This window comes from Bradyrhizobium sp. BRP22, assembly GCF_020194175.1.
In the GTDB taxonomy this organism is placed as follows: Bacteria; Pseudomonadota; Alphaproteobacteria; order Rhizobiales; family Xanthobacteraceae; genus Bradyrhizobium.
Map to the genome: position 1 here is coordinate 38,084 of NZ_JADYVX010000022.1, position 18,242 is coordinate 56,325.

At 63.8% G+C, this 18,242-nt stretch carries 18 protein-coding genes, 1 tRNA gene and 1 pseudogene; 12 read left to right on the forward strand and 8 right to left on the reverse strand.

All coding sequences use genetic code 11. The features are described 5' to 3' along the window. Nucleotides 1-86 precede the first annotated feature (86 nt). The gene (gene panE, locus I6F35_RS24685) at nt 87-1,007 is read left to right on the forward strand and encodes a 2-dehydropantoate 2-reductase (protein ID WP_225120259.1); all 921 of its coding nucleotides are present in this window, start codon (nt 87-89) and stop codon (nt 1,005-1,007) included. A gap of 91 nt (nt 1,008-1,098) precedes the next feature. Here the strand turns inward: panE and I6F35_RS24690 are convergent, their stop codons facing one another. The 3 genes from I6F35_RS24690 to I6F35_RS24700 form a co-directional block, all read right to left on the reverse strand. Further along, complete coding sequence (locus tag I6F35_RS24690; RefSeq protein ID WP_225120260.1) at nt 1,099-1,689, reverse strand: c-type cytochrome; 591 nt, start codon at nt 1,687-1,689, stop codon at nt 1,099-1,101. A gap of 94 nt (nt 1,690-1,783) precedes the next feature. Next, nucleotides 1,784-3,061 (reverse strand): PQQ-dependent sugar dehydrogenase, encoded by a 1,278-nt coding sequence (locus tag I6F35_RS24695; protein ID WP_225120261.1) that lies wholly within the window; start codon nt 3,059-3,061, stop codon nt 1,784-1,786. Nucleotides 3,062-3,483: 422 nt separating this feature from the next. Continuing rightward, nucleotides 3,484-3,558, reverse strand: a tRNA-Gly gene (locus I6F35_RS24700). A 416-nt stretch (nt 3,559-3,974) separates the two neighbouring features. On the opposite strand from I6F35_RS24700, the gene trxA reads away from it, so the two are divergent. Together trxA and I6F35_RS24710 are read left to right on the forward strand one after the other, a co-directional pair. Further along, complete coding sequence (trxA, locus tag I6F35_RS24705) at nt 3,975-4,895, forward strand: thioredoxin (RefSeq protein ID WP_225120262.1); 921 nt, start codon at nt 3,975-3,977, stop codon at nt 4,893-4,895. A 125-nt stretch (nt 4,896-5,020) separates the two neighbouring features. Next, on the forward strand, nt 5,021-5,695 hold the full coding sequence (locus I6F35_RS24710) for an LON peptidase substrate-binding domain-containing protein (protein ID WP_225120263.1): 675 nt from the start codon (nt 5,021-5,023) through the stop codon (nt 5,693-5,695). Between the two features lie 231 nt (nt 5,696-5,926). Here the strand turns inward: I6F35_RS24710 and I6F35_RS24720 are convergent, their stop codons facing one another. After that, nucleotides 5,927-6,277 carry a hypothetical protein gene (locus I6F35_RS24720; protein WP_225120264.1) on the reverse strand — a complete coding sequence of 117 codons (351 nt, stop codon included), beginning with the start codon at nt 6,275-6,277 and terminating at the stop codon, nt 5,927-5,929. Nucleotides 6,278-6,369: 92 nt separating this feature from the next. Here I6F35_RS24720 and I6F35_RS24725 point away from each other — a divergent pair, with 92 nt between their 5' ends. Both I6F35_RS24725 and I6F35_RS24730 read left to right on the forward strand, forming a co-directional pair. Beyond that, a complete protein-coding gene (locus tag I6F35_RS24725) occupies nt 6,370-6,906 on the forward strand; it encodes a TetR/AcrR family transcriptional regulator (RefSeq protein WP_225120265.1) in 537 nt (178 codons plus the stop codon). A 41-nt stretch (nt 6,907-6,947) separates the two neighbouring features. Beyond that, the gene (locus I6F35_RS24730) at nt 6,948-7,145 is read left to right on the forward strand and encodes a Trm112 family protein (protein WP_225120266.1); all 198 of its coding nucleotides are present in this window, start codon (nt 6,948-6,950) and stop codon (nt 7,143-7,145) included. A 129-nt stretch (nt 7,146-7,274) separates the two neighbouring features. On the opposite strand, the gene I6F35_RS24735 is transcribed toward I6F35_RS24730, so the two are convergent. Beyond that, complete coding sequence (locus I6F35_RS24735; protein WP_225120267.1) at nt 7,275-8,495, reverse strand: ubiquinone biosynthesis hydroxylase; 1,221 nt, start codon at nt 8,493-8,495, stop codon at nt 7,275-7,277. Nucleotides 8,496-8,725: 230 nt separating this feature from the next. Here I6F35_RS24735 and tesB point away from each other — a divergent pair, with 230 nt between their 5' ends. Next, the gene (gene tesB / locus I6F35_RS24740) at nt 8,726-9,586 is read left to right on the forward strand and encodes an acyl-CoA thioesterase II (protein ID WP_225120268.1); all 861 of its coding nucleotides are present in this window, start codon (nt 8,726-8,728) and stop codon (nt 9,584-9,586) included. 106 nt (nt 9,587-9,692) lie between these two features. On the opposite strand, the gene I6F35_RS24745 is transcribed toward tesB, so the two are convergent. Beyond that, the gene (locus I6F35_RS24745; RefSeq protein WP_225120269.1) at nt 9,693-10,577 is read right to left on the reverse strand and encodes a DUF4339 domain-containing protein; all 885 of its coding nucleotides are present in this window, start codon (nt 10,575-10,577) and stop codon (nt 9,693-9,695) included. A gap of 255 nt (nt 10,578-10,832) precedes the next feature. On the opposite strand from I6F35_RS24745, the gene I6F35_RS24750 reads away from it, so the two are divergent. From I6F35_RS24750 to I6F35_RS24765, 4 genes and pseudogenes are all read left to right on the forward strand, one after another. Further along, nucleotides 10,833-11,171 carry a P-II family nitrogen regulator gene (locus I6F35_RS24750; protein WP_225120270.1) on the forward strand — a complete coding sequence of 113 codons (339 nt, stop codon included), beginning with the start codon at nt 10,833-10,835 and terminating at the stop codon, nt 11,169-11,171. A 23-nt stretch (nt 11,172-11,194) separates the two neighbouring features. Then, nucleotides 11,195-11,382: pseudogene (locus I6F35_RS24755) on the forward strand (hypothetical protein); the annotation flags it as partial. Nucleotides 11,383-11,675: 293 nt separating this feature from the next. Further along, nucleotides 11,676-12,014 (forward strand): P-II family nitrogen regulator, encoded by a 339-nt coding sequence (locus tag I6F35_RS24760; RefSeq protein WP_028164751.1) that lies wholly within the window; start codon nt 11,676-11,678, stop codon nt 12,012-12,014. A gap of 38 nt (nt 12,015-12,052) precedes the next feature. Continuing rightward, nucleotides 12,053-13,495, forward strand: coding sequence for an ammonium transporter (locus I6F35_RS24765; RefSeq protein WP_225120271.1), 1,443 nt, complete (start codon nt 12,053-12,055; stop codon nt 13,493-13,495). A gap of 147 nt (nt 13,496-13,642) precedes the next feature. Here the strand turns inward: I6F35_RS24765 and I6F35_RS24770 are convergent, their stop codons facing one another. Together I6F35_RS24770 and I6F35_RS24775 are read right to left on the reverse strand one after the other, a co-directional pair. Next, nucleotides 13,643-14,053 carry a type II toxin-antitoxin system VapC family toxin gene (locus I6F35_RS24770; protein ID WP_225120272.1) on the reverse strand — a complete coding sequence of 137 codons (411 nt, stop codon included), beginning with the start codon at nt 14,051-14,053 and terminating at the stop codon, nt 13,643-13,645. Then, nucleotides 14,050-14,286, reverse strand: coding sequence for an AbrB/MazE/SpoVT family DNA-binding domain-containing protein (locus I6F35_RS24775; protein ID WP_225120273.1), 237 nt, complete (start codon nt 14,284-14,286; stop codon nt 14,050-14,052). Before I6F35_RS24775 ends, I6F35_RS24770 begins: the two co-directional genes overlap by 4 nt. 173 nt (nt 14,287-14,459) lie before the next feature. On the opposite strand from I6F35_RS24775, the gene I6F35_RS24780 reads away from it, so the two are divergent. Then, on the forward strand, nt 14,460-15,686 hold the full coding sequence (locus tag I6F35_RS24780; RefSeq protein ID WP_225120274.1) for an aminotransferase class I/II-fold pyridoxal phosphate-dependent enzyme: 1,227 nt from the start codon (nt 14,460-14,462) through the stop codon (nt 15,684-15,686). Nucleotides 15,687-15,706: 20 nt separating this feature from the next. Further along, entirely contained in the window at nt 15,707-18,166 is a 2,460-nt protein-coding gene (locus tag I6F35_RS24785) for a DNA translocase FtsK (RefSeq protein WP_225120275.1), read from the forward strand. Nucleotides 18,167-18,242 lie beyond the last annotated feature (76 nt).

Consider the following 18,242-nt stretch of genomic DNA (forward strand, 5'->3'; position numbering starts at 1 on the left):
GGAGAAACAAGGCAGGGCAGGGCCGCCAGCCTGTCTGCCAGACGGTTCCCCGCCCATCTCTTAAAGCAACAACAAGGAATGATCCCATGCGCGTTCTCGTCGTCGGTGCCGGTGCGATCGGCGGATATTTCGGTGGGCGGCTGCTGCAGGCCGGCCGTGACGTCACATTCCTGGTCCGCCCCAGGCGCGCCTCCGAACTCGCGGCCGCTGGCCTCGTGATCAAGAGCCCGAACGGCGACGTGACGCTGAAGAACCCGCCGACCGTGCAGGCGGACAGGTTGAACGAGAAGTACGACGTCGTGCTGTTGAGCTGCAAGGCGTTCGACCTGGAGGACGCCATCAAGTCGTTCGCGCCGGCGGTCGGCCCCAGCACCGCGATCATCCCGCTGCTCAACGGCATGCTGCATCTCAATGCGCTCGACAAGAAGTTCGGCGCGGAGCATGTGCTCGGCGGGCTCTGCGCGATTGCGGCGACGCTGAACGACGCGCGCGAGGTGGTGCAGCTTCAGCCGATGCAGTCGCTGACTTTCGGCGAGCGCGACGGCAGGATGTCGGACCGCGTGCGCGCGATCGCGGAGGTGTTTTCCGCGATCAATGGCGCCAGCGCCAGCAATCAGGTGATGCAGGACATGTGGGAGAAATGGTTCTTCCTGGCCTCGCTCGCGGCGTCCACCAGCCTGATGCGCACCTCCGTCGGCAACATCCTGGCCGCGCCCGGCGGCAAGGATTTCCTGCTCGGCATGCTCGACGAATGCAGCGCGGTGGCAGCCGCCGAAGGCTATGCGCCGAGCGGACCCTACTTCGAGCGCGTCAAGGGCATGCTGACGGCCGCAGGCTCGCCGATGACCGCCTCGATGTTCCGCGACATCAAGGCCGGCCTTCCGGTCGAAGCCGATCATGTGATCGGCGACCTCGTCGCCCGCGCCGACGCCGCCAAGATTCCCGTGCCGAAGCTGCGTACGGCCTATACGCATCTGAAGGCGTACGAATTGCAGCGGGGCAGGTAGTAGCGAGTCCCGTAGCCCGGGCGGAGCGCAGCGGAAAGAGCTGCCCCGGGTTACGCCGCGCTTCACCCGGGCTACAGCTCCGTCATCACCATCAGAGATGCGCGAGATAGTGCGCGAGCGCGGTGATCTCTTCGTCGCTCAGGGGATAGGCGACATCGGCCATCGCGGCCATGCCGCCGCCGGAGCGCGCGCTGGACTTGTAGTCGTGCAGCGCCTTGACGAGATATTCCTCGCGCTGGCCGGCGATGCGCGCCACCGCTTTGGTGCCGGCATAGCTGTCGGTATGACATGAGGCGCAACGGCGGCCGGCGGCGGCCTGCTTGCCCTTCTCCGACAGGTCAGGATCGTCGTCCTTCGGACCCTTCGGCGGCGTCAGCGAGGAGAAATAGGCGCCGAGATTGCGGATGTCCTCATTGTTGAGCTGCTCGACGATCGGCTGCATCTGCTCGTTCTTGCGCGTGCCGGCGCGGAAGAACACGAGCTGCCACTGGATGAACTGATCGGGCTGGCCGGCGAGCGAGGGAATGTTCTCGGTCTGCGAGATGCCGTTGTCGCCATGGCAGCCGACGCACATCTCGGCCTTTTCCTTGCCGGCCGCAACATCGGCCGCGAGCGCGGGATTGATGGTCGCGGCCAGGAGTGCGAGTCCACCAGATAGGTACGAGACGAACAGTCGGCGCATCAGTCAGACTCCACTCCATCGCCCCCCCGTCGTTCAGTCAAACAAAGAGGCTGCGGCCGCCATCCGGCCACCGCAGCCTCCCATCGTTATCGTGTCACTTCTTGCTGTAGCTGATGCGATAGATCGCACCGGCCCAGTCGTCGGCAACGAGGATCGAGCCGTCCTTGTCGAGGAGGATGTCGGCGGGACGGCCGAGATAGTTCTGGTCGCCTTCGATCCAGCCGGAGGCGAACACTTCCTGCTTGGCGTTCTTGCCGTCGGGACCGACGATCACGCGCACGATGCGCGCGCCCTGATACTTGTGCCTGTTCCAGGAGCCATGCTCGGCGATCAGGATGTTATTCTTGTAGTCGGCGGGAAATTGATTGCCGGTGTAGAACTTCATGCCGAGCGGCGCGACATGGGCCCCTAGGTTGAGCACGGGCGGCGTGAATTCCGAACACTTATGCCCCATCGCGAATTTCGGATCGGGCATGTCGCCCTGGTGGCAATAGGGATAGCCGAAATGCTCGCCGATCTTCGAGATCATGTTGAGCTTGTCGCTCGGCAGATCGTCGCTGACCCAGTCGCGCGCATTCTCGGTGAACCAATAGCGGCCGGTGCGCGGATCGACGTCGCCGCCGACACTGTTGCGCACGCCGAGCGCCCAGATTTCCGCGTTGCCGGTCTTGGGATCGACGCGGCGGATCTGCGAGAGGCTGGTCGGAGGGATGCCGATGTTGAAGGGCGGCCCGAACGGAATGTAGAACCAGCCGTCCTTGTCGACGGCGATATATTTCCAGCCATGCGCGGCATAGGAGGGCATGTCGTCATAGACCACCTTGCCCTGGCCGAGATTGTCGAGATTGGCTTCGGCATTGTCGTAGCGGATCAGCTTGTCGACCGCGATCACATAGAGCGCGCCGTCGCGGAAGGCGAGACCGGTGGGCATGTTCAGCCCCTTGAGGATGGTCTTGACCTCTTTCTTGCCGTTGTTGTCCTTGATCGCATAGACGTTGCCGAGCCCGAACGAGCCGACGAACAGCGTGCCCTTGTCGCCCCAGGCCATCTGCCGCGCGGCGAGCACGTTCGACGCATAGACCTCGATCTTGAAGCCCTGTGGCAGCTTGATCTTCTTGATCAGCGCCGCGAGCTCGGAATCGGAGGCGCCGGTCGGCGGTCCCGACGGCGGCGCAAGGCCCTTTTGCGCTTCGGTCTCGTCGCCCAGGAACCAGTCATCCGGCGGATGGGTCCAGAATTCCTTGGAGCCGGATTCGTATTTCTTCAGCGCCCTGCCCTTGTCCTGCTGCTGTTGCGCATTGGCAAGGCCAGTCCCCGCCACGAGGGCGATGGCGGCAAGCGCAAGAATGGAACGATTGAAAACCGATTGCATCGCGTTACTCCCCTATCCAGCCGGGCGGCTGGCTCTTTATTGATTCTAACGAGACGATCGCAGTGGTCTGCGCGAGGTGGGCCAGACCGGAAAAATGTTAGCACATCCCCCGCGCGAGAGAAGCGCAGGCGATGAAGTCCGCATTCGAGCGCGGTCAAGACAAGTTGAGAAGCTTCGCTTGCACTATTCTCTTGCGAGACGACGAGCGATGCCGTCGCAGCGCAGTATTCGTTTGAAGCTAACGCATCTCTCGCGCGTTTCGAGCGGCAATCCGGCTGACTGTCGAGTTAATCGTCGGACGAATGAGCGGTCAGGCCGAGGCTTGCATTTCGCCGGCGAGATCCTTGTGGAGCCCCGATCAAGCGCTCGAAGGCGCTCGCGCGCGGCTGCGGGAAAATATCAGCCCGGCTTCGGGGAAAATTTGGAGCGGGCGAAGGGGCTCGAACCCTCGACCCCGACCTTGGCAAGGTCGTGCTCTACCACTGAGCTACACCCGCGTCCTGATGCGGCGATCGCTCGCCGTCAACGGCAGAGCTATGCCAAAAGCGGACCGCGAATGCAACAGGCCCGAAGGCGGCGAAATCGCCTGATTTGGTCGGAAATGGTGCAGAAGCGTCCGGAAGCCGCGCGGGAGGGTGCGATTTGTTGGCGATTTGGTGCGTTTTGACGCGGGGAACCCGCTTTTCCCGTCTCGCGCCGCCACGGACCGATTCGGCGCGAGCAACCCTGCAAACTCCAGCCGCATTTCATCATGACTCCATGTTACCGGCTGCCCAGGGCCGGCTGGCGCCGCGGCGGAACGGGAAGGGCGTCCCGATTGAAATTTGGCGCCAAACCGCCATTTAGCTGACGGGTGTTCGGTTCCGGCCGTGCTAGAACAGGCGCCAATCTCGAGACATCAGGCGAGGATATCGTGACGATAGTTGAGCAGGGCGGCGGTCCGGCGCCGCAGGCAGGCGATCTGATCAAGGAAACGACCACCCAGACATTCGTTAAGGACGTCATCGAGGAGTCGAAGCGCCAGCCGGTGCTGATCGATTTCTGGGCGCCCTGGTGCGGACCCTGCCGCCAGCTCACCCCGATCCTGGAAAAGGCGGTGCGCAATGCCAAGGGCCGGGTCAAGCTGGTCAAGATGAACATCGACGAGCATCCGTCGATCCCCGGCCAGATGGGCATCCAGTCGATCCCGGCGGTGATCGCCTTCGTGGGCGGCCAGCCGGCGGACGGCTTCATGGGCGCGGTCCCGGAAAGCCAGGTCAACGCCTTCATCGAGCGCCTGACCAAGGGTGTCCCGGCCGCGGGCGAGCCGAACATCGCCGAGATCCTGAAGGAAGCCGACGCCGTGCTCGCCGAGGGCGATGCGGCGGCCGCGGCGCAGATCTATGCCGAGGTGCTCGGGATCGACGCCACCAATATCGCCGCGCTCGCCGGTCTCGCCAAATGCTATGTCACATCAGGCGCGGTCGACCAGGCCAAGCAGACGCTCGGCATGGTGCCGGAATCCAAGCGCAACGATCCGGCCGTGAAGGCGGTGCAGGCCGCGATCGACCTTGCCGAGCAGGCGCAGTCGGTCGGTCCGGTCACCGAACTGGAACAGAAAGTCGCCGCAAACCCGCTCGATCATCAGGCGCGGTTCGATCTCGCCACCGCGCTGAACGCGATGGGCAAGCGCAGCGAGGCGACCAACCAGCTCCTGGAGATCGTCAAGCGCGACCGCAAGTGGAACGACGACGGTGCACGCAAGCAGCTCGTCCAGTTCTTCGAAGCGTGGGGCGGGGCGGATGAAGCGACCGTCGAGGGACGCAAGCGGCTCTCGACGATCCTGTTCTCCTAGAGCACGATCCGGAAAAGTGGATACCGGTTCCGAAATGGTCATGCTCACACATGAAGATGAGATTATGATCCGATTTCGTTCAATCGGATCATAATCCAGTAAGGCGCATAACACCGGGGCCGCAGATGCCGATCAATGCCGAATATCGGGGCCCGGCCGAACTTCCCGAGGTGATCCCGGTTTTCCCGCTTGCGGGAGCGCTGCTGCTGCCGCGCGGCCAGATGCCGCTCAACATCTTCGAACCGCGTTATCTTGCGATGGTCGATGACGCCTTCCGGGACGGCCATCGGCTGATCGGCATGATCCAGCCCGACGTGACCCATTCGCACAATGAGGACAAGCCGGCGCTGTTCCGCATCGGCTGCGTCGGCCGCATCACCCAGCTCGCCGAATCCGGCGACGGCCGCTACATCCTCGAGCTCACCGGCGTGGCCCGCTTCAAGGTGGTCGAGGAGCTCAGCGTGCTGACGGCGTACCGCCAGTGCAAGGTCGATTTCTTCTCCTTCGCCGCCGATTTCGTCGCGCGCAAGGGCGAGGAGGATGTCGACCGCGAAGCCCTGCTGGCGGTGCTGACGGATTTTTTGAAAGCCAACAATCTGAAGGTCGACTGGGCCGGCATCGAAGCCGCGCCCAATGAGGCGCTGGTCAACGCGCTCGCGATGATGTCGCCCTACGGCCCGGCGGAAAAGCAGGCGATGCTGGAAGCGCCCGACCTCAAGACCCGCGCCGAAATCCTGATCGCGGTGACCGAGATGGACCTCGCCAAGAAGCGCACCAGCGGCGACCCGCCGCTGCAGTGATTCTGCCTGTCATTCCGGGGCGCGCGCAGCGCGAGCCCGGAATCCATAGAGCCACATACTCCGGTGGAGAAATGGATTCCGGGCTCGTCCTTCAGACGCCCCGGAATGACAGCGTTACACGCGGCCAGCTAGAGCATTTTCGGTTCTGATTGAATCAGAACCGAAGCTCTAGATTCTTGTTTTGACGCGTTTTCTTCACGCGAACCGGTATCCACTTCGCTCGAAAACGCTCTAATACCCCGCGACCGCCATCGCGACCACAGCGGTGAGCGCCATCCAGCCGAAATGCCGGCCGTGCGTGGCAACCGCATTGGCAAACGCGGCAAAGGCAAACACGCAGGCGAGCGTGACGACGATCCAGTGCCGCGCCACCTCCGAGGCCATCCAGGGCGCGGCGAGCAGCAGCACGCCGCCGCCGATCCAGGCCACCGTGCCGGCCTGCCAGACCAGCCGGATCAGCGTGCGCAGCCGCGCCGGTTCGATCGTCATTTTCGGAAACACCTTGAACTCGCCGAGATAGCCGTGGATCAACGCCGCCGCGATCGCAGCGAGGCCGGAACATTGCAGCAGGACATCGCGCATCGTTCGCCTCCATACAGTTGTGTATGGTTATCGCGCGTGCGTTGGCACATGTCAATACACTGGTGTATGGTAGGGTGACGATGGTGCGCCGTATGACCGATCAGCTCTCCGCGAACGACTGGGTCGATCAGGGCCTGAAAGCACTCGCAAAGCGCGGCTTCACCGCGCTGAAAGCCGACCCCCTGGCAAAGGAGATGGGCGTTTCCCGCGGCAGCTTCTACTGGCACTTCACCGATATCGCCGCCTACCATGCCGCCGTCCTGAAACATTGGCGCGAGATCGCCGCGGAGCGGATCATCGTCGACGTCGAGGCCACCGGCGCGGGTTCCGGCGCCTTGGCTGTACTGCTGCGGCGGGTGTTTTCCGAAAAGCTGGCGCTGGAAAACGCCGTCCGCAGTTGGGCGAGCGTCGACGCTGCAGCGCGCGCCGCCGTGCAGGCGATCGACCAGCGGCGGCTTGACTATGTCGAAGGCCTTCTGAAGCGCGCCGGTGTCGCGAACGATGTGGCCCGCGCCCGCGCCCAGATTCTCTATTGGGCGTTTCTAGGCCACGCGCTGACGGAGCAGCCGCTGCCGAAAGCAAAACAGCAGGCGATCATCGACGAACTGCTGCGGATGGCGGCGCGCTAATCGAATGTGATAGAGAACAGGCGTCAAGCTGGAAAACCGTCATGACTTCCCCGAACGATCATCTCGAAAGCACCGCCGATCCGAAGCTCCTGGAAATCCTGGTCTGTCCCATCACCAAGGGTCCGCTGGAGTTCGACGCGGCACGGCAGGAGCTGATCTCGCGCTCTGCAAAACTCGCTTATCCGATCCGCGACGGCATCCCGATCATGCTGCCGGAAGAAGCGCGCAAGATCGAGTGATCGATTTGAACCGTCATTGCGAGGAGCGATAGCGACGAAGCAATCCATCGCTCTCGTTGCGGAGACATGGATTGCTTCGCTTCGCTCGCAATGACGCAGAGAGAGAGGGCTACGGCCCTGTAATCGCAGCTACAGCGCCTCGCCCTTCAACAGTCGCGGCACTTCGCCTGAGAGGCCGGCGGCCTGGCGGATGAACATGCTCTTGAGCGGTGGCAGACGGTCGACGATGCCGAGCCCGACATCGCGCACGGTCCTGAGCAAGGTCGATTCGTTGGAGAACAGGAAGTTCAGCGAATTGGTCGCGACTCCCATGGCCATGGTGTCGAAGCGCCGCCAGCGCTGGTAGCGCTCGAGCACGTCGGCCTGTCCAAGATCGATGCCGAGCCGCGCCGCATCGACCACGACTTCCGCCAATGCCGCGACATCCCTCAGGCCCATATTGAGCCCTTGCCCTGCAATGGGGTGGATCAGATGCGCGGCATCGCCGACCAGCGCCAGCCGTTCGGCGATGAAGGAGCGCGCGACGAAATAGCCGAGCGGAAAGGCGCGCGGCTTGTCGAGCGCCTTGACCTCGCCGAGATGCAGCCCGAAACGTCGCTCCAGCTCGTCGTGGAATTCCTGTTCGCTCAAGCCGACGATGCGCGACGCTTCCTTGCGGTTCTCGGTCCACACCAGCGATGATCGCTTGCCCTTCAACGGCAGGATCGCAAACGGACCTGCGGGCAGGAAATGCTCTTCGGCGCGGCCCTGATGGTCGCGCTCATGACCGACGGTGACGACGATGCCGGATTGATCGTATTCCCAGCCATGGGTGACGATGCCGGCGCGCTCGCGCAGCTTCGAACGTGCGCCATCGGCGGCCACCAGCAGGCCTGCTTCGATCACGCTGCCGTCGGCGAGCGTGACGCTGACGAGATCGGCACTGGCGTCAAAGGTTGACACCGCGGTCGCGCGCAGATCAACACCTTCGGCCTCGGTGCGCGCCACCAGCGCGTCGATCAGCAGTCTGTTCTCGACCATATGCGCAAACGGCTCTCCGGGCTCGACATCGCCGGCAAAAGTCAGGAACACCGGGCGGGTGGCATCGTCGAGCCGCGAATCGGTGACGACCATGTCGAGGATCGGCTGGGTGGTTTCGGCGATCTCGGCCCAGATGCCGATCGCCTCGAACAGGCGGCGGCAGGCGGCGACGATCGCGGTCGCCCGCGGATCGCGGCTCGGACGCTGCGCAAGCGCCGGATCGGCCACGATGACGGGGATTTCCGGCCCCAGCCCCTGGCGCAACGCCAGGGCCAGCGCCAGACCCGCAAAGGCGCCCCCGCAAATGACAATGCCTCGCTGTGCCGACATGCAAGTCCCTTACGCGCTCATGCCCTCAGACTGTGCTTGCTACCTGATAACAGCTGGGCGAAACAGGGGTCCCAAACAAGGTACTTAATGCCGCGCATCGTCATTCCGGGGCGCGCGCCAGCGCGCACCCGGAATCCGGAGGTTTTTGCGCGAGATTCTCCGATGTGCGAGTGCACATCGTAGTTCGCGTCTTCGACGCGCCCCGGAATGACGGAGGAAGAGGAAGCTTCATGTCAAAAAGCCTGATTGACCTGCTTTCCATCCTGGATCTCGAGCCGCTCGAGGTGAATCTGTTCCGCGGCAACAGCCCGAAAACGAGCTGGCAGCGGGTGTTCGGCGGGCAGGTGATCGGCCAGGCGATGGTCGCGGCCTGCCGCACCGTCGAGGGCCGCCTGCCGCATTCGATCCATTGCTATTTCATCCTGCCCGGCGACCCGCAGGTCCCGATCATCTATCAGGTCGAGCGGCTGCGCGACGGCAAGAGCTATTCGACCCGCCGCGTCACCGCGATCCAGCACGGCAACGCCATCTTCTCGATCATGGTGTCGTTCCATGCCGAAGAGCAGGGCGCGTTCGATCACCAGGAGAAGATGCCGGACGTGCCGCCGCCGGAAAAGCTCACCGCGGAGGAAGTATCGAAGCAGCCGATGTTTCGCGAGATGCCTGACTTCATCCGCCGCTATTATGAATCCGATCGGCCGATCGAGCTGCGCCCGGTCGAGCTCGGCCGCTATTTCGGTCAGAAGATCGAGGAGGGCCGCATCCATGTCTGGATCCGCACCGCCGCGAAGCTGCCGGACGATCCCGCGCTGCATCTATGCGCGCTTGCCTATGCTTCCGATTTCTCATTGCTCGATGCGGTGATGGCGCGCTACGGCCGCACGCTGTTCGACAAGCGCATGATGCCGGCAAGCCTCGATCATGCGATGTGGTTTCACCGCCCGTTCCGCGCTGACGAATGGCTGCTCTACGCCCAGGATTCTCCGAGCGCGCAAGGCGGCCGCGGTCTGACCCGCGGCCTGATCTTCAAGCCCGACGGCACGCTGGTGGCCTCCGTGGCCCAGGAAGGCTCGGTGCGCGAACGGAAGTGAGCCTTAGAGCGTTTTCGAGCGAAGTGGAGACCGGTTCGCGTGAAGAAAACGCGTCAAAACAAGAATCTAGAGCTTCGGTTCTGATTCAATCAGAACCGAAAATGCTCTAGGCGTTGGCGAGTGTGCTGCGTTCGATCAGACCGAATTGCGACACGTACCACTTCGTGTACCAGCTCAAGGCCCAGGGAATCGGAATCAGGAAAGCGCAGGCGACCACGAACACGATGGTCCGCCACAGCATGTCCAGACCGGATGCCTTGAAGATGACCTCGCGGCGCGTACCGCCGATATTGCGGCAGATCCAGCGCAACTGCGCCGTGTAGACCCACGCCCAGCCGATAATGGTGATCACCGAAAGGACGACGAGGATATTCCAGCCCAGATAGGCCCAGATCGAACCGTTGAAGCTGAGGCCAAGCGGCTGGCCGTTGGCGGCGATGTTGGCCACGAACCATTTGATCAACAGCCAGTACAGCGCGATCTGCACCAGGAACATCAGATTGTTCAGCAACTCTGAGCCGACCATGGCGACGGCGATAAAGAGGGCCAGCGCGGCGAAATACCAGAACAGCGTGAGCGGCTGACCGGTAAACGAGAGATTGGGTCGTCCCGGCACGTGCACGCACGACACGATCCACCGGCAATACATCACGATGACCCACGGCGTCGGAATGATGAAGATCAGGCCCAGCCAAAGCACGATGGTTCGCCAGGTGATCTCCCAGACGCTGAAATCGATCGACAGCGTCCCGCCGGTATAGCCGGCCGCGCCGACCACAGGCGTGCCCCCGGGCGCCATCGCCGGTGGACGGGAGGCATCCGTGATCAGGCCTTCGATCTCGGCCGCCTTCTGCCAGCCCGACATTCCCTCGGTCCAGACCAGCGTGTCCGGCCCAACGATGCCCCGGACGATGAATTCGCGGAGCTGCGACTCCGGAAACGGGCCCCTTTGCTGACCCTCGGATGCATAAAACCAGGATCGATCGGCCATAGCATTTCCTTGGAATGAATCCGATTCTTGGGAAGACACACCAGCGGAGCCGCTGGCGAGGCAGGAAAGCCGCATTGTGACGGACGATCATGTCCCCTGTACAGGGAGCGCGGCCGGGGGATGCCGATGTTTTCCCCCTAAACCTGCAACTTTTTTGTGCCATTTGCTCAGAAAGATGCCAGATTGACGCGGCATCGGAGGCCACCCTGAAGACCAGGGTTGGCCGCGCCTCAAGAGAAATGCGGGCCGCTAGCCATGAAACTTGTCGTCGCCATCATCAAACCCTTCAAGCTGGACGAGGTGCGCCAGGCGCTGACCGAGATCGGCATCCACGGCATGACCGTGACGGAGGTGAAGGGCTACGGCCGGCAGAAGGGGCACACCGAGATCTACCGCGGCGCAGAATATGTCGTGAACTTCCTGCCCAAATTGCGCATCGAGATCGCCGTCGCGTCCGACGTCGCCGAGAAGGCGGTCGAGGTCATCACCGCCAAGGCGCGCACCGGCCAGATCGGCGACGGCAAGATCTTCGTCACCCCGATCGATCACGCGCTTCGGATCCGCACTGGCGAGACCGACAGCGACGCTCTCTAAGCTCTTTCCGAAGCCTTCCTGTGAGCGCGATCGGCGGAGCGGCCGGCCTGATCGAAGGCCACCCGCAGCAGGTGCTGATCCAGCTCTCCGGCGTTGCCGTCACCTTGGTATGGCGCGGGGCCGTGTCCCGCTCCGGGTATCGCTGCAGCAGGAGCTGGAAGGCCTCGATATTTCGCAGCATGCGAGGCGCTGCGGTAGCTGCGCTACTTAATTACCTCCGATTTGCCGTCGCGCTGGGCAGAATTATGTCCAGACTCTGGCATGCCCAGGAATTGGGCGACACTGATTACGTTTTGAGCGCGGCGGAATAGCGCAGGTCTGACCAATTCCCGTTCAGCGCGAAAATGGGCGGATTCATAATCCGTTAGGCAGCGCCGTCGATCTGGCACGGCATTTGATTCTAACGCCGGCGGCTGTGACCGCGTCGTGAATTTTCTCCGCGTGGTGGATCTCAGTCGACAACACCCGGTTCGTCTGCACCGGGCCCAAGCGGGGATAGGACACATGAAAATTGTTATGGCGATTATTAAGCCATTCAAGCTGGAAGAAGTCCGTGACGCCCTGACCGCCATCGGCGTTCACGGTCTCACGGTCACGGAGGTCAAGGGGTACGGGCGTCAGAAGGGCCACACGGAGATTTATCGCGGCGCTGAATATGCCGTGAGTTTCCTGCCCAAGATCAAGATCGAGGTCGCGGTTGCGGCCGACCAGGTCGACAAGACCATCGACGCCATCACCTCGGCGGCAAAGACCGGACAGATCGGCGACGGCAAGATCTTCGTCATCAACCTCGACCATGCGGTCCGTATCCGCACCGGCGAGGCCGATGCCGCAGCCCTCTGATTGCGCGCTCAAACCTTACAATTCAGGAGTAGAATAACATGACGTTCAAACGTCCCTACAGCGCGGGATTGGCGGCACTCGCATTCGGCCTGTTCGCCGCGACCGCTGCCTATGCCGAGCCGACCGTCAACAAGGGCGACAACGCTTGGATGCTCACCTCGACGGTGCTGGTGCTGTTGATGACGATCCCGGGACTGGCGCTGTTCTATGGCGGCCTGGTCCGCACCAAGAACATGCTCTCGGTGCTGATGCAGGTGTTCTACAGCGTCTGCATCGTCGTCGTGATCTGGGCGATCTATGGCTACAGCCTCGCCTTCACCGGCGGCTCGGATTTCATCGGCGGCTTCTCCAAGGCCTTCCTGGCGGGGGTCACGACGGATTCCAAGGCGGCAACCTTCAGCGTCGACGCCAACATCTCGGAACTCGTCTATATCTGCTTCCAGATGACCTTCGCGGCGATCACGCCCGCGCTGATCGTCGGCGCTTTTGCCGAGCGCATGAAGTTCGCAGCGGTTGCGCTGTTCATCCCGCTCTGGGTGACGCTGATCTACTTCCCGATCGCCCACATGGTCTGGTACTGGGCCGGTCCGGACGCGATCACCGATGCCGCGAAGGCGCTGGCAGCTGCGGCTGACGGCGCGGCGAAGACCGCGGCGCAGGCCAAGCTCGACGAGATCAACGCCGACGCCGGCTGGATCTTCAAGAAGGGCGCGATCGACTTCGCCGGCGGCACCGTCGTCCACATCAACGCCGGCATCGCCGGTCTCATCGGCGCGCTCCTGATCGGCAAGCGCACCGGCTACGGCAAGGAGCTGATGGCTCCGCACTCGCTGACCATGTCGATGGTCGGTGCCTCGCTGCTCTGGGTCGGCTGGTTCGGCTTCAACGCCGGTTCGAACCTGGAGGCCAACGGCAGCGCCGCGCTCGCCATGACCAACTCCTTCGTCGCGACCGCGGCGGCGGCGTTGTCCTGGATGTTCGCGGAGTGGATCATCAAGGGTCATCCCTCCGTGCTCGGCGCCATCTCCGGCGCGGTCGCGGGCCTGGTCGCCGTCACGCCGGCTTGCGGCTTCTCCGGTCCGATGGGCGCGATCGTGCTCGGCCTCGTGGTCGGCGTGGTCTGCCTGTTCTTTTGCACCGTGGTGAAGAATGCGCTGGGTTACGACGACTCGCTCGACGTGTTCGGCGTCCACTGCATCGGCGGCATCGTCGGCGCGCTCGGCACCGGCATCCTGGTGAACCCGGCGCTCGGCGGCACCGGCATCATGGACTACGTCGCGGGCAAGATCGCCGACTACGACTTCACCACGCAGATGATCGCGCAAATCTGGGGCGTCTGCACCACGCTGGTGTGGTCGGGCGTCGGTTCGGCGATCATCTACAAGGTCGTCGACGTGATCGTCGGCCTGCGCGCCAACGTCGAGACCGAGCGTGAAGGCCTCGACATCACCGAGCACACGGAGCGCGCCTACAACATGTGAGTTCTCCCGGGGTGTGATCTCTCCCGGGGTCACACCCAGAACTACGGTTTGGGCACATACCCGGCAATGCCCCGACCGTTGAGGGGCTCCAGCGCAAGTTGGAGCCCCTTTCTTTTTTGGCCGGGGCCGACGAAAAGAATCGCCAAGCTACCGTTCGCCGTCTGGCGCGATCAGCGCCACGGTCGGGAAATAGGTGCGATAGCGCCGCGTGTCGCGGGTCAGCAGCGGCAGTTGTTTGACTGCAGCATGGGCGCCGATGAAGAAGTCGGATAGCACCCCCGTGCGGCTGCCACGGGCGCCGCGATATCGGAGATAGGCCTTGCCGGCCAGAAAGAGCGCAGGGCGGGGAATCTCTGCAAGCTCGACTTTCAAGTCGCGGAGCGTGGCATCGAGCGCCTCGACCGTGCGGTAGCGTACGGAGACTTCCGCGTAGATGACGCTATTGATGAGCAGCGGCCCAGCGGAGGCTGCCAGCTCGAGCTGCGCCTGGGACCAGTCTGCCCAGTTCTCGTCGTCGGTCGCAAGGTCGAGAAGAACGTTCGAATCGACGAGCGTCATTCCGGCTCGTCGCGCAAGAGAGCCATGAGTTCGTCAGTGGTCATGCCCGGTCCCGCGGAGCCGCGCGCTTTGGCAAACCGGCTCGGCGGCCGGGGTCTGTCCGCCTTCTCGATCAGTACACTGCCGTCGTTGGCACGGCGAATATTCACCTGGCTGCCGGGACCAATACCCAGGTAATCCCGAACCGACTTAGGGATCGTCACCTGCCCCTTGCGGGTCACAGTCGTTGTCATCTTGATTCCAATCGGCAGGTAATACCTCAAACAGCATATGGTAATACCAAGCAAATTGTCCAGCAGGGCCGATGGTTAATCGCGTCTTAACCTCGCCGTATCTATGGTGGCTTGATCGGTTTACGGTCGGGTCGGATTCTCCTCGACCGCATTGAAAGTGCTGGCGTTTAGACATGGCAATGACCGCTCCCTCCGGCGTGGCGCAAGACGCCGGCAGTGCAATGCCGGCCGGTCAGGCCGAGCGTTCCCCGTTTGCGCGCACGGCCGAGCTCTTGGCGCCGTACCAGCCGGGCAAGCCATTGATCACGCTATCCTTGGGCGAGCCTCAGCACCCGGTTCCGGCCTTTGTCGGGCCGGTGCTGGCCAGGCACACCGCAGAGTTCGGCCGCTACCCGCTCGCCAGGGGCATCGAGCCGTTCCGCCGCGCGGTGGCGAACTGGCTGTCGACCCGGTTCCATCTGCCGCGGCCGGTCGATCCCGAGCGTGAAGTCCTGGTCCTGAACGGCAGCCGCGAGGGCCTGTTCTTCGCCGCCATCACCGCCGCCCGCTATGTCGGCCCGCGCCAGGGGACGCCGGCGATCCTGATGACGAACCCGTTCTATCCGGCCTATGGCGCCGGCGCCCGTGCCTCAGGCTGCGAGCAGGTCTATCTGCCGACCACGCCGGCCAACGGATTTTTGCCCGATCTCGACGCGCTGGATGACGCGCTGCTGGCGCGCACGGTGGCGTTCTACATCGCTTCGCCCGCGAACCCGCAAGGCGCGGTCGCCTCGCGCGATTATTTCGCGCGGCTGAAAGCGCTCGCCGACCGCTTCGGGTTCATCATCCTCAGCGACGAATGCTATTCGGAGATCTACACCCGGGAAGCGCCCGGCAGCGCGCTGGAATGCGCCGGTCCCGACTTCAGCAATATCGTCGTGTTCCAGTCGCTCTCCAAGCGCTCGAACCTGCCCGGCATGCGCGTCGGCTTCGCCGCGGGCGATGCGAAATTCCTCGCCGCCTTCCATGAGCTGCGCAACGTGGCCGCGCCGCAAGTGCCGGTGCCGCTGCAGCATGTCGCGGTCGCCGCCTATAGCGACGAGGCGCATGTCGAGGAGAACCGCAGGCTGTACCGGATCAAGTTCGACCTCGCCGACCAGATCCTGGGCAGCCGCTACGGCTACCAGCGCCCGGCCGGCGGCTTCTGCGTCTGGCTCGATGTTTCCGAGCGTGGCGGCGACGAGGCGGCGACGGTGAAGCTTTATCGCGATGCCGGCGTGCGCGTGATCCCGGGCAGCTATCTGGCGCGGCCGCAAGCCGACGGCTCCAACCCCGGCGCGGGCTATATCCGCCTTGCGCTGGTCTCCGACAGTGAATCAACGGCCGAGGCGCTGCACCGCCTGGTCGAAACCCTAAGTTAATCGCAAGGCTCTGAAAGCGCATGCCAGCGATCGAACGTGTCATTCCCCTGGTCGGCCATCTGCCGGTCCCGATCCGCGAAGCCCTGGAGCGGCGGGTGCGAGAATTCGGCGGCTTGTGCCTGATCACGCTTGCCGGCGTCGCCGCCGCGGCGCTGATGACGTGGTCGGTGCAGGACCCGAGCCTGAGCCACGCCACCTCGCGCCCGATCCGCAACATCCTCGGCTATCCCGGCGCGATCGGCGCCGACCTCCTGATGCAGATCCTGGGCCTCGGCGCCATCATGCTGATCCTGCCCATCGCGGTCTGGGGCTGGCGCATGCTGACGCATCGTCCGTTCGATCGCGAAGCGCTGCGGCTCGGATGCTGGATCCTCGCCACCGTGATCGCCGCCGGTTTCGCGAGCTGTTTTCCGAACAACGGCGCCTGGCCATTGCCGACCGGGCTCGGCGGCGTGGTCGGCGACGCGCTGGTGCGCGCGCCCGCGGTGGTGTTCGGTCCGGCCGGCGTGATCTATCGCCTGGTGCTTGGCGCGATCCTGTTCGTCGCGATGACGGCGAGCTTCCTGTTCGCGAGCGGCTGGCGCGCGAAGGAAGCCGAAGAAGAGCTGACGCCGCTCGAGGATCACGACGAGCCGTTCGTCGAGGACGACGAAGGGGATCGCTCGTCGATCTCGCTCGGCTGGCTGTTCCACGCAATGATGAGCGCCAAGGCGCGGCTTGGCTGGCTGCTCGGCACCGCCTATCGCTCGCTGGTCTCGAGCGCGCCACAGCCGCGCGCCGGCGCGTTCGAACGGCAGGAGCCCAGTCTCGGCGGCCGCACCGCGCCCTCCGTGGTCCCGGAGGCCAGCGAACAGTTCGACGAGGACGAGGAGATCGAAGACGAAGAGGACGACGAGGAGGAGGCCGCTCCGGTCGCCCAGGCGCCGCGCAAGAAACCGGCCCCGCGCGAGAAGAAAAAATCCTCCGACAAGTTCGAGCTGCCCTCGGTCTCCGTGCTGTCGGCGCCGAAGGCTGCGGATCGTCACCCGCTGAGCAAGGCCGAGCTGGAAGCCAATTCGCGCGCGCTGGAAGGCGTGCTGCAGGATTTCGGCGTCCGCGGCGAGATCGTCAAAGCCAATCCCGGTCCGGTCGTCACGCTGTACGAGCTCGAGCCGGCGCCGGGCATCAAGTCCTCGCGCGTGATCGGCCTCGCCGACGACATCGCCCGTTCGATGAGTGCGCTGTCGGCCCGCGTCGCCGTCGTCGCCGGCCGCAACGCGATCGGCATCGAATTGCCGAACGCGCATCGCGAAAAAGTTTACCTGCGCGAACTCCTGACCGCGAAGGAAGCAACCGAGTCGGTGGCAAAGCTGCCGCTCTGCCTCGGCAAGACCATCGGCGGCGACCCCGTCATCATCGACCTTGCGCGCACGCCGCATATGCTGATCGCCGGCACCACCGGCTCCGGCAAATCGGTTGCCATCAACACCATGATCCTGAGCCTGTTGTATCGGCTGCGGCCCGATCAGTGCCGCCTGATCATGGTCGATCCCAAGATGCTCGAACTCTCCGTCTATGACGGCATCCCGCATCTTCTCACGCCCGTCGTCACCGATCCCAAGAAGGCGGTGGTCGCGCTGAAATGGGCCGTGCGCGAGATGGAAGAGCGCTACAAGAAGATGGCCAAGCTCGGCGTCCGCAACATCGACGGCTACAACGCGCGTCTCGTCGAGGCGAAGGCCAAGGGCGAGGAGCTGACGCGCACGGTGCACACCGGCTTCGACAAGGAGACCGGCAAGGCGATCTACGAGGCGGAGAAGCTCGACCTCGATCCGCTGCCTTACATCGTCATCATCGTCGACGAGATGGCGGACCTGATGATGGTCGCCGGCAAGGACATCGAAGGCGCAGTGCAGCGCCTTGCGCAGATGGCGCGCGCCGCCGGCCTGCACGTGATCCTCGCCACCCAGCGTCCTTCGGTCGACGTCATCACCGGCACCATCAAGGCCAACTTCCCGACCCGCATCGCCTTCCAGGTCACCTCGAAGATCGACAGCCGCACGATCCTGGGCGAGATGGGCGCCGAGCAACTGCTGGGGCAGGGCGACATGCTCTACATGGCCGGCGGCGGCCGCATCAGCCGCGTGCACGGCCCGTTCGCCTCCGACGAGGAAGTCGAGAAGGTGGTGCGCCATCTCAAGACGCAGGGGCAGCCGGAATATCTGGAAGCCGTTACCGCGGAAGAGCCGACCGACGAGGACGGCGCGGTATTCGACTCCACCGGCATGGGCGGGGATGGCGGCGGCGACCTCTACTCGCAGGCGGTTGCGATCGTCAAACGCGACCGCAAGGCCTCGACCTCCTATATTCAACGACGCCTGCAAATCGGCTACAACCGCGCGGCCTCATTGATGGAGCGGATGGAACTCGAAGGCATCGTCGGCCAGGCCAACCATGCCGGCAAGCGCGAGATCCTGATCGAAGAAGAAGGCAGCATGTGATCCTGCCCCGATAATTTCACGGAAAAACGATATCCCCGCGGCACTACCCACGGTAAACTCAGGCATGATCCGGAAA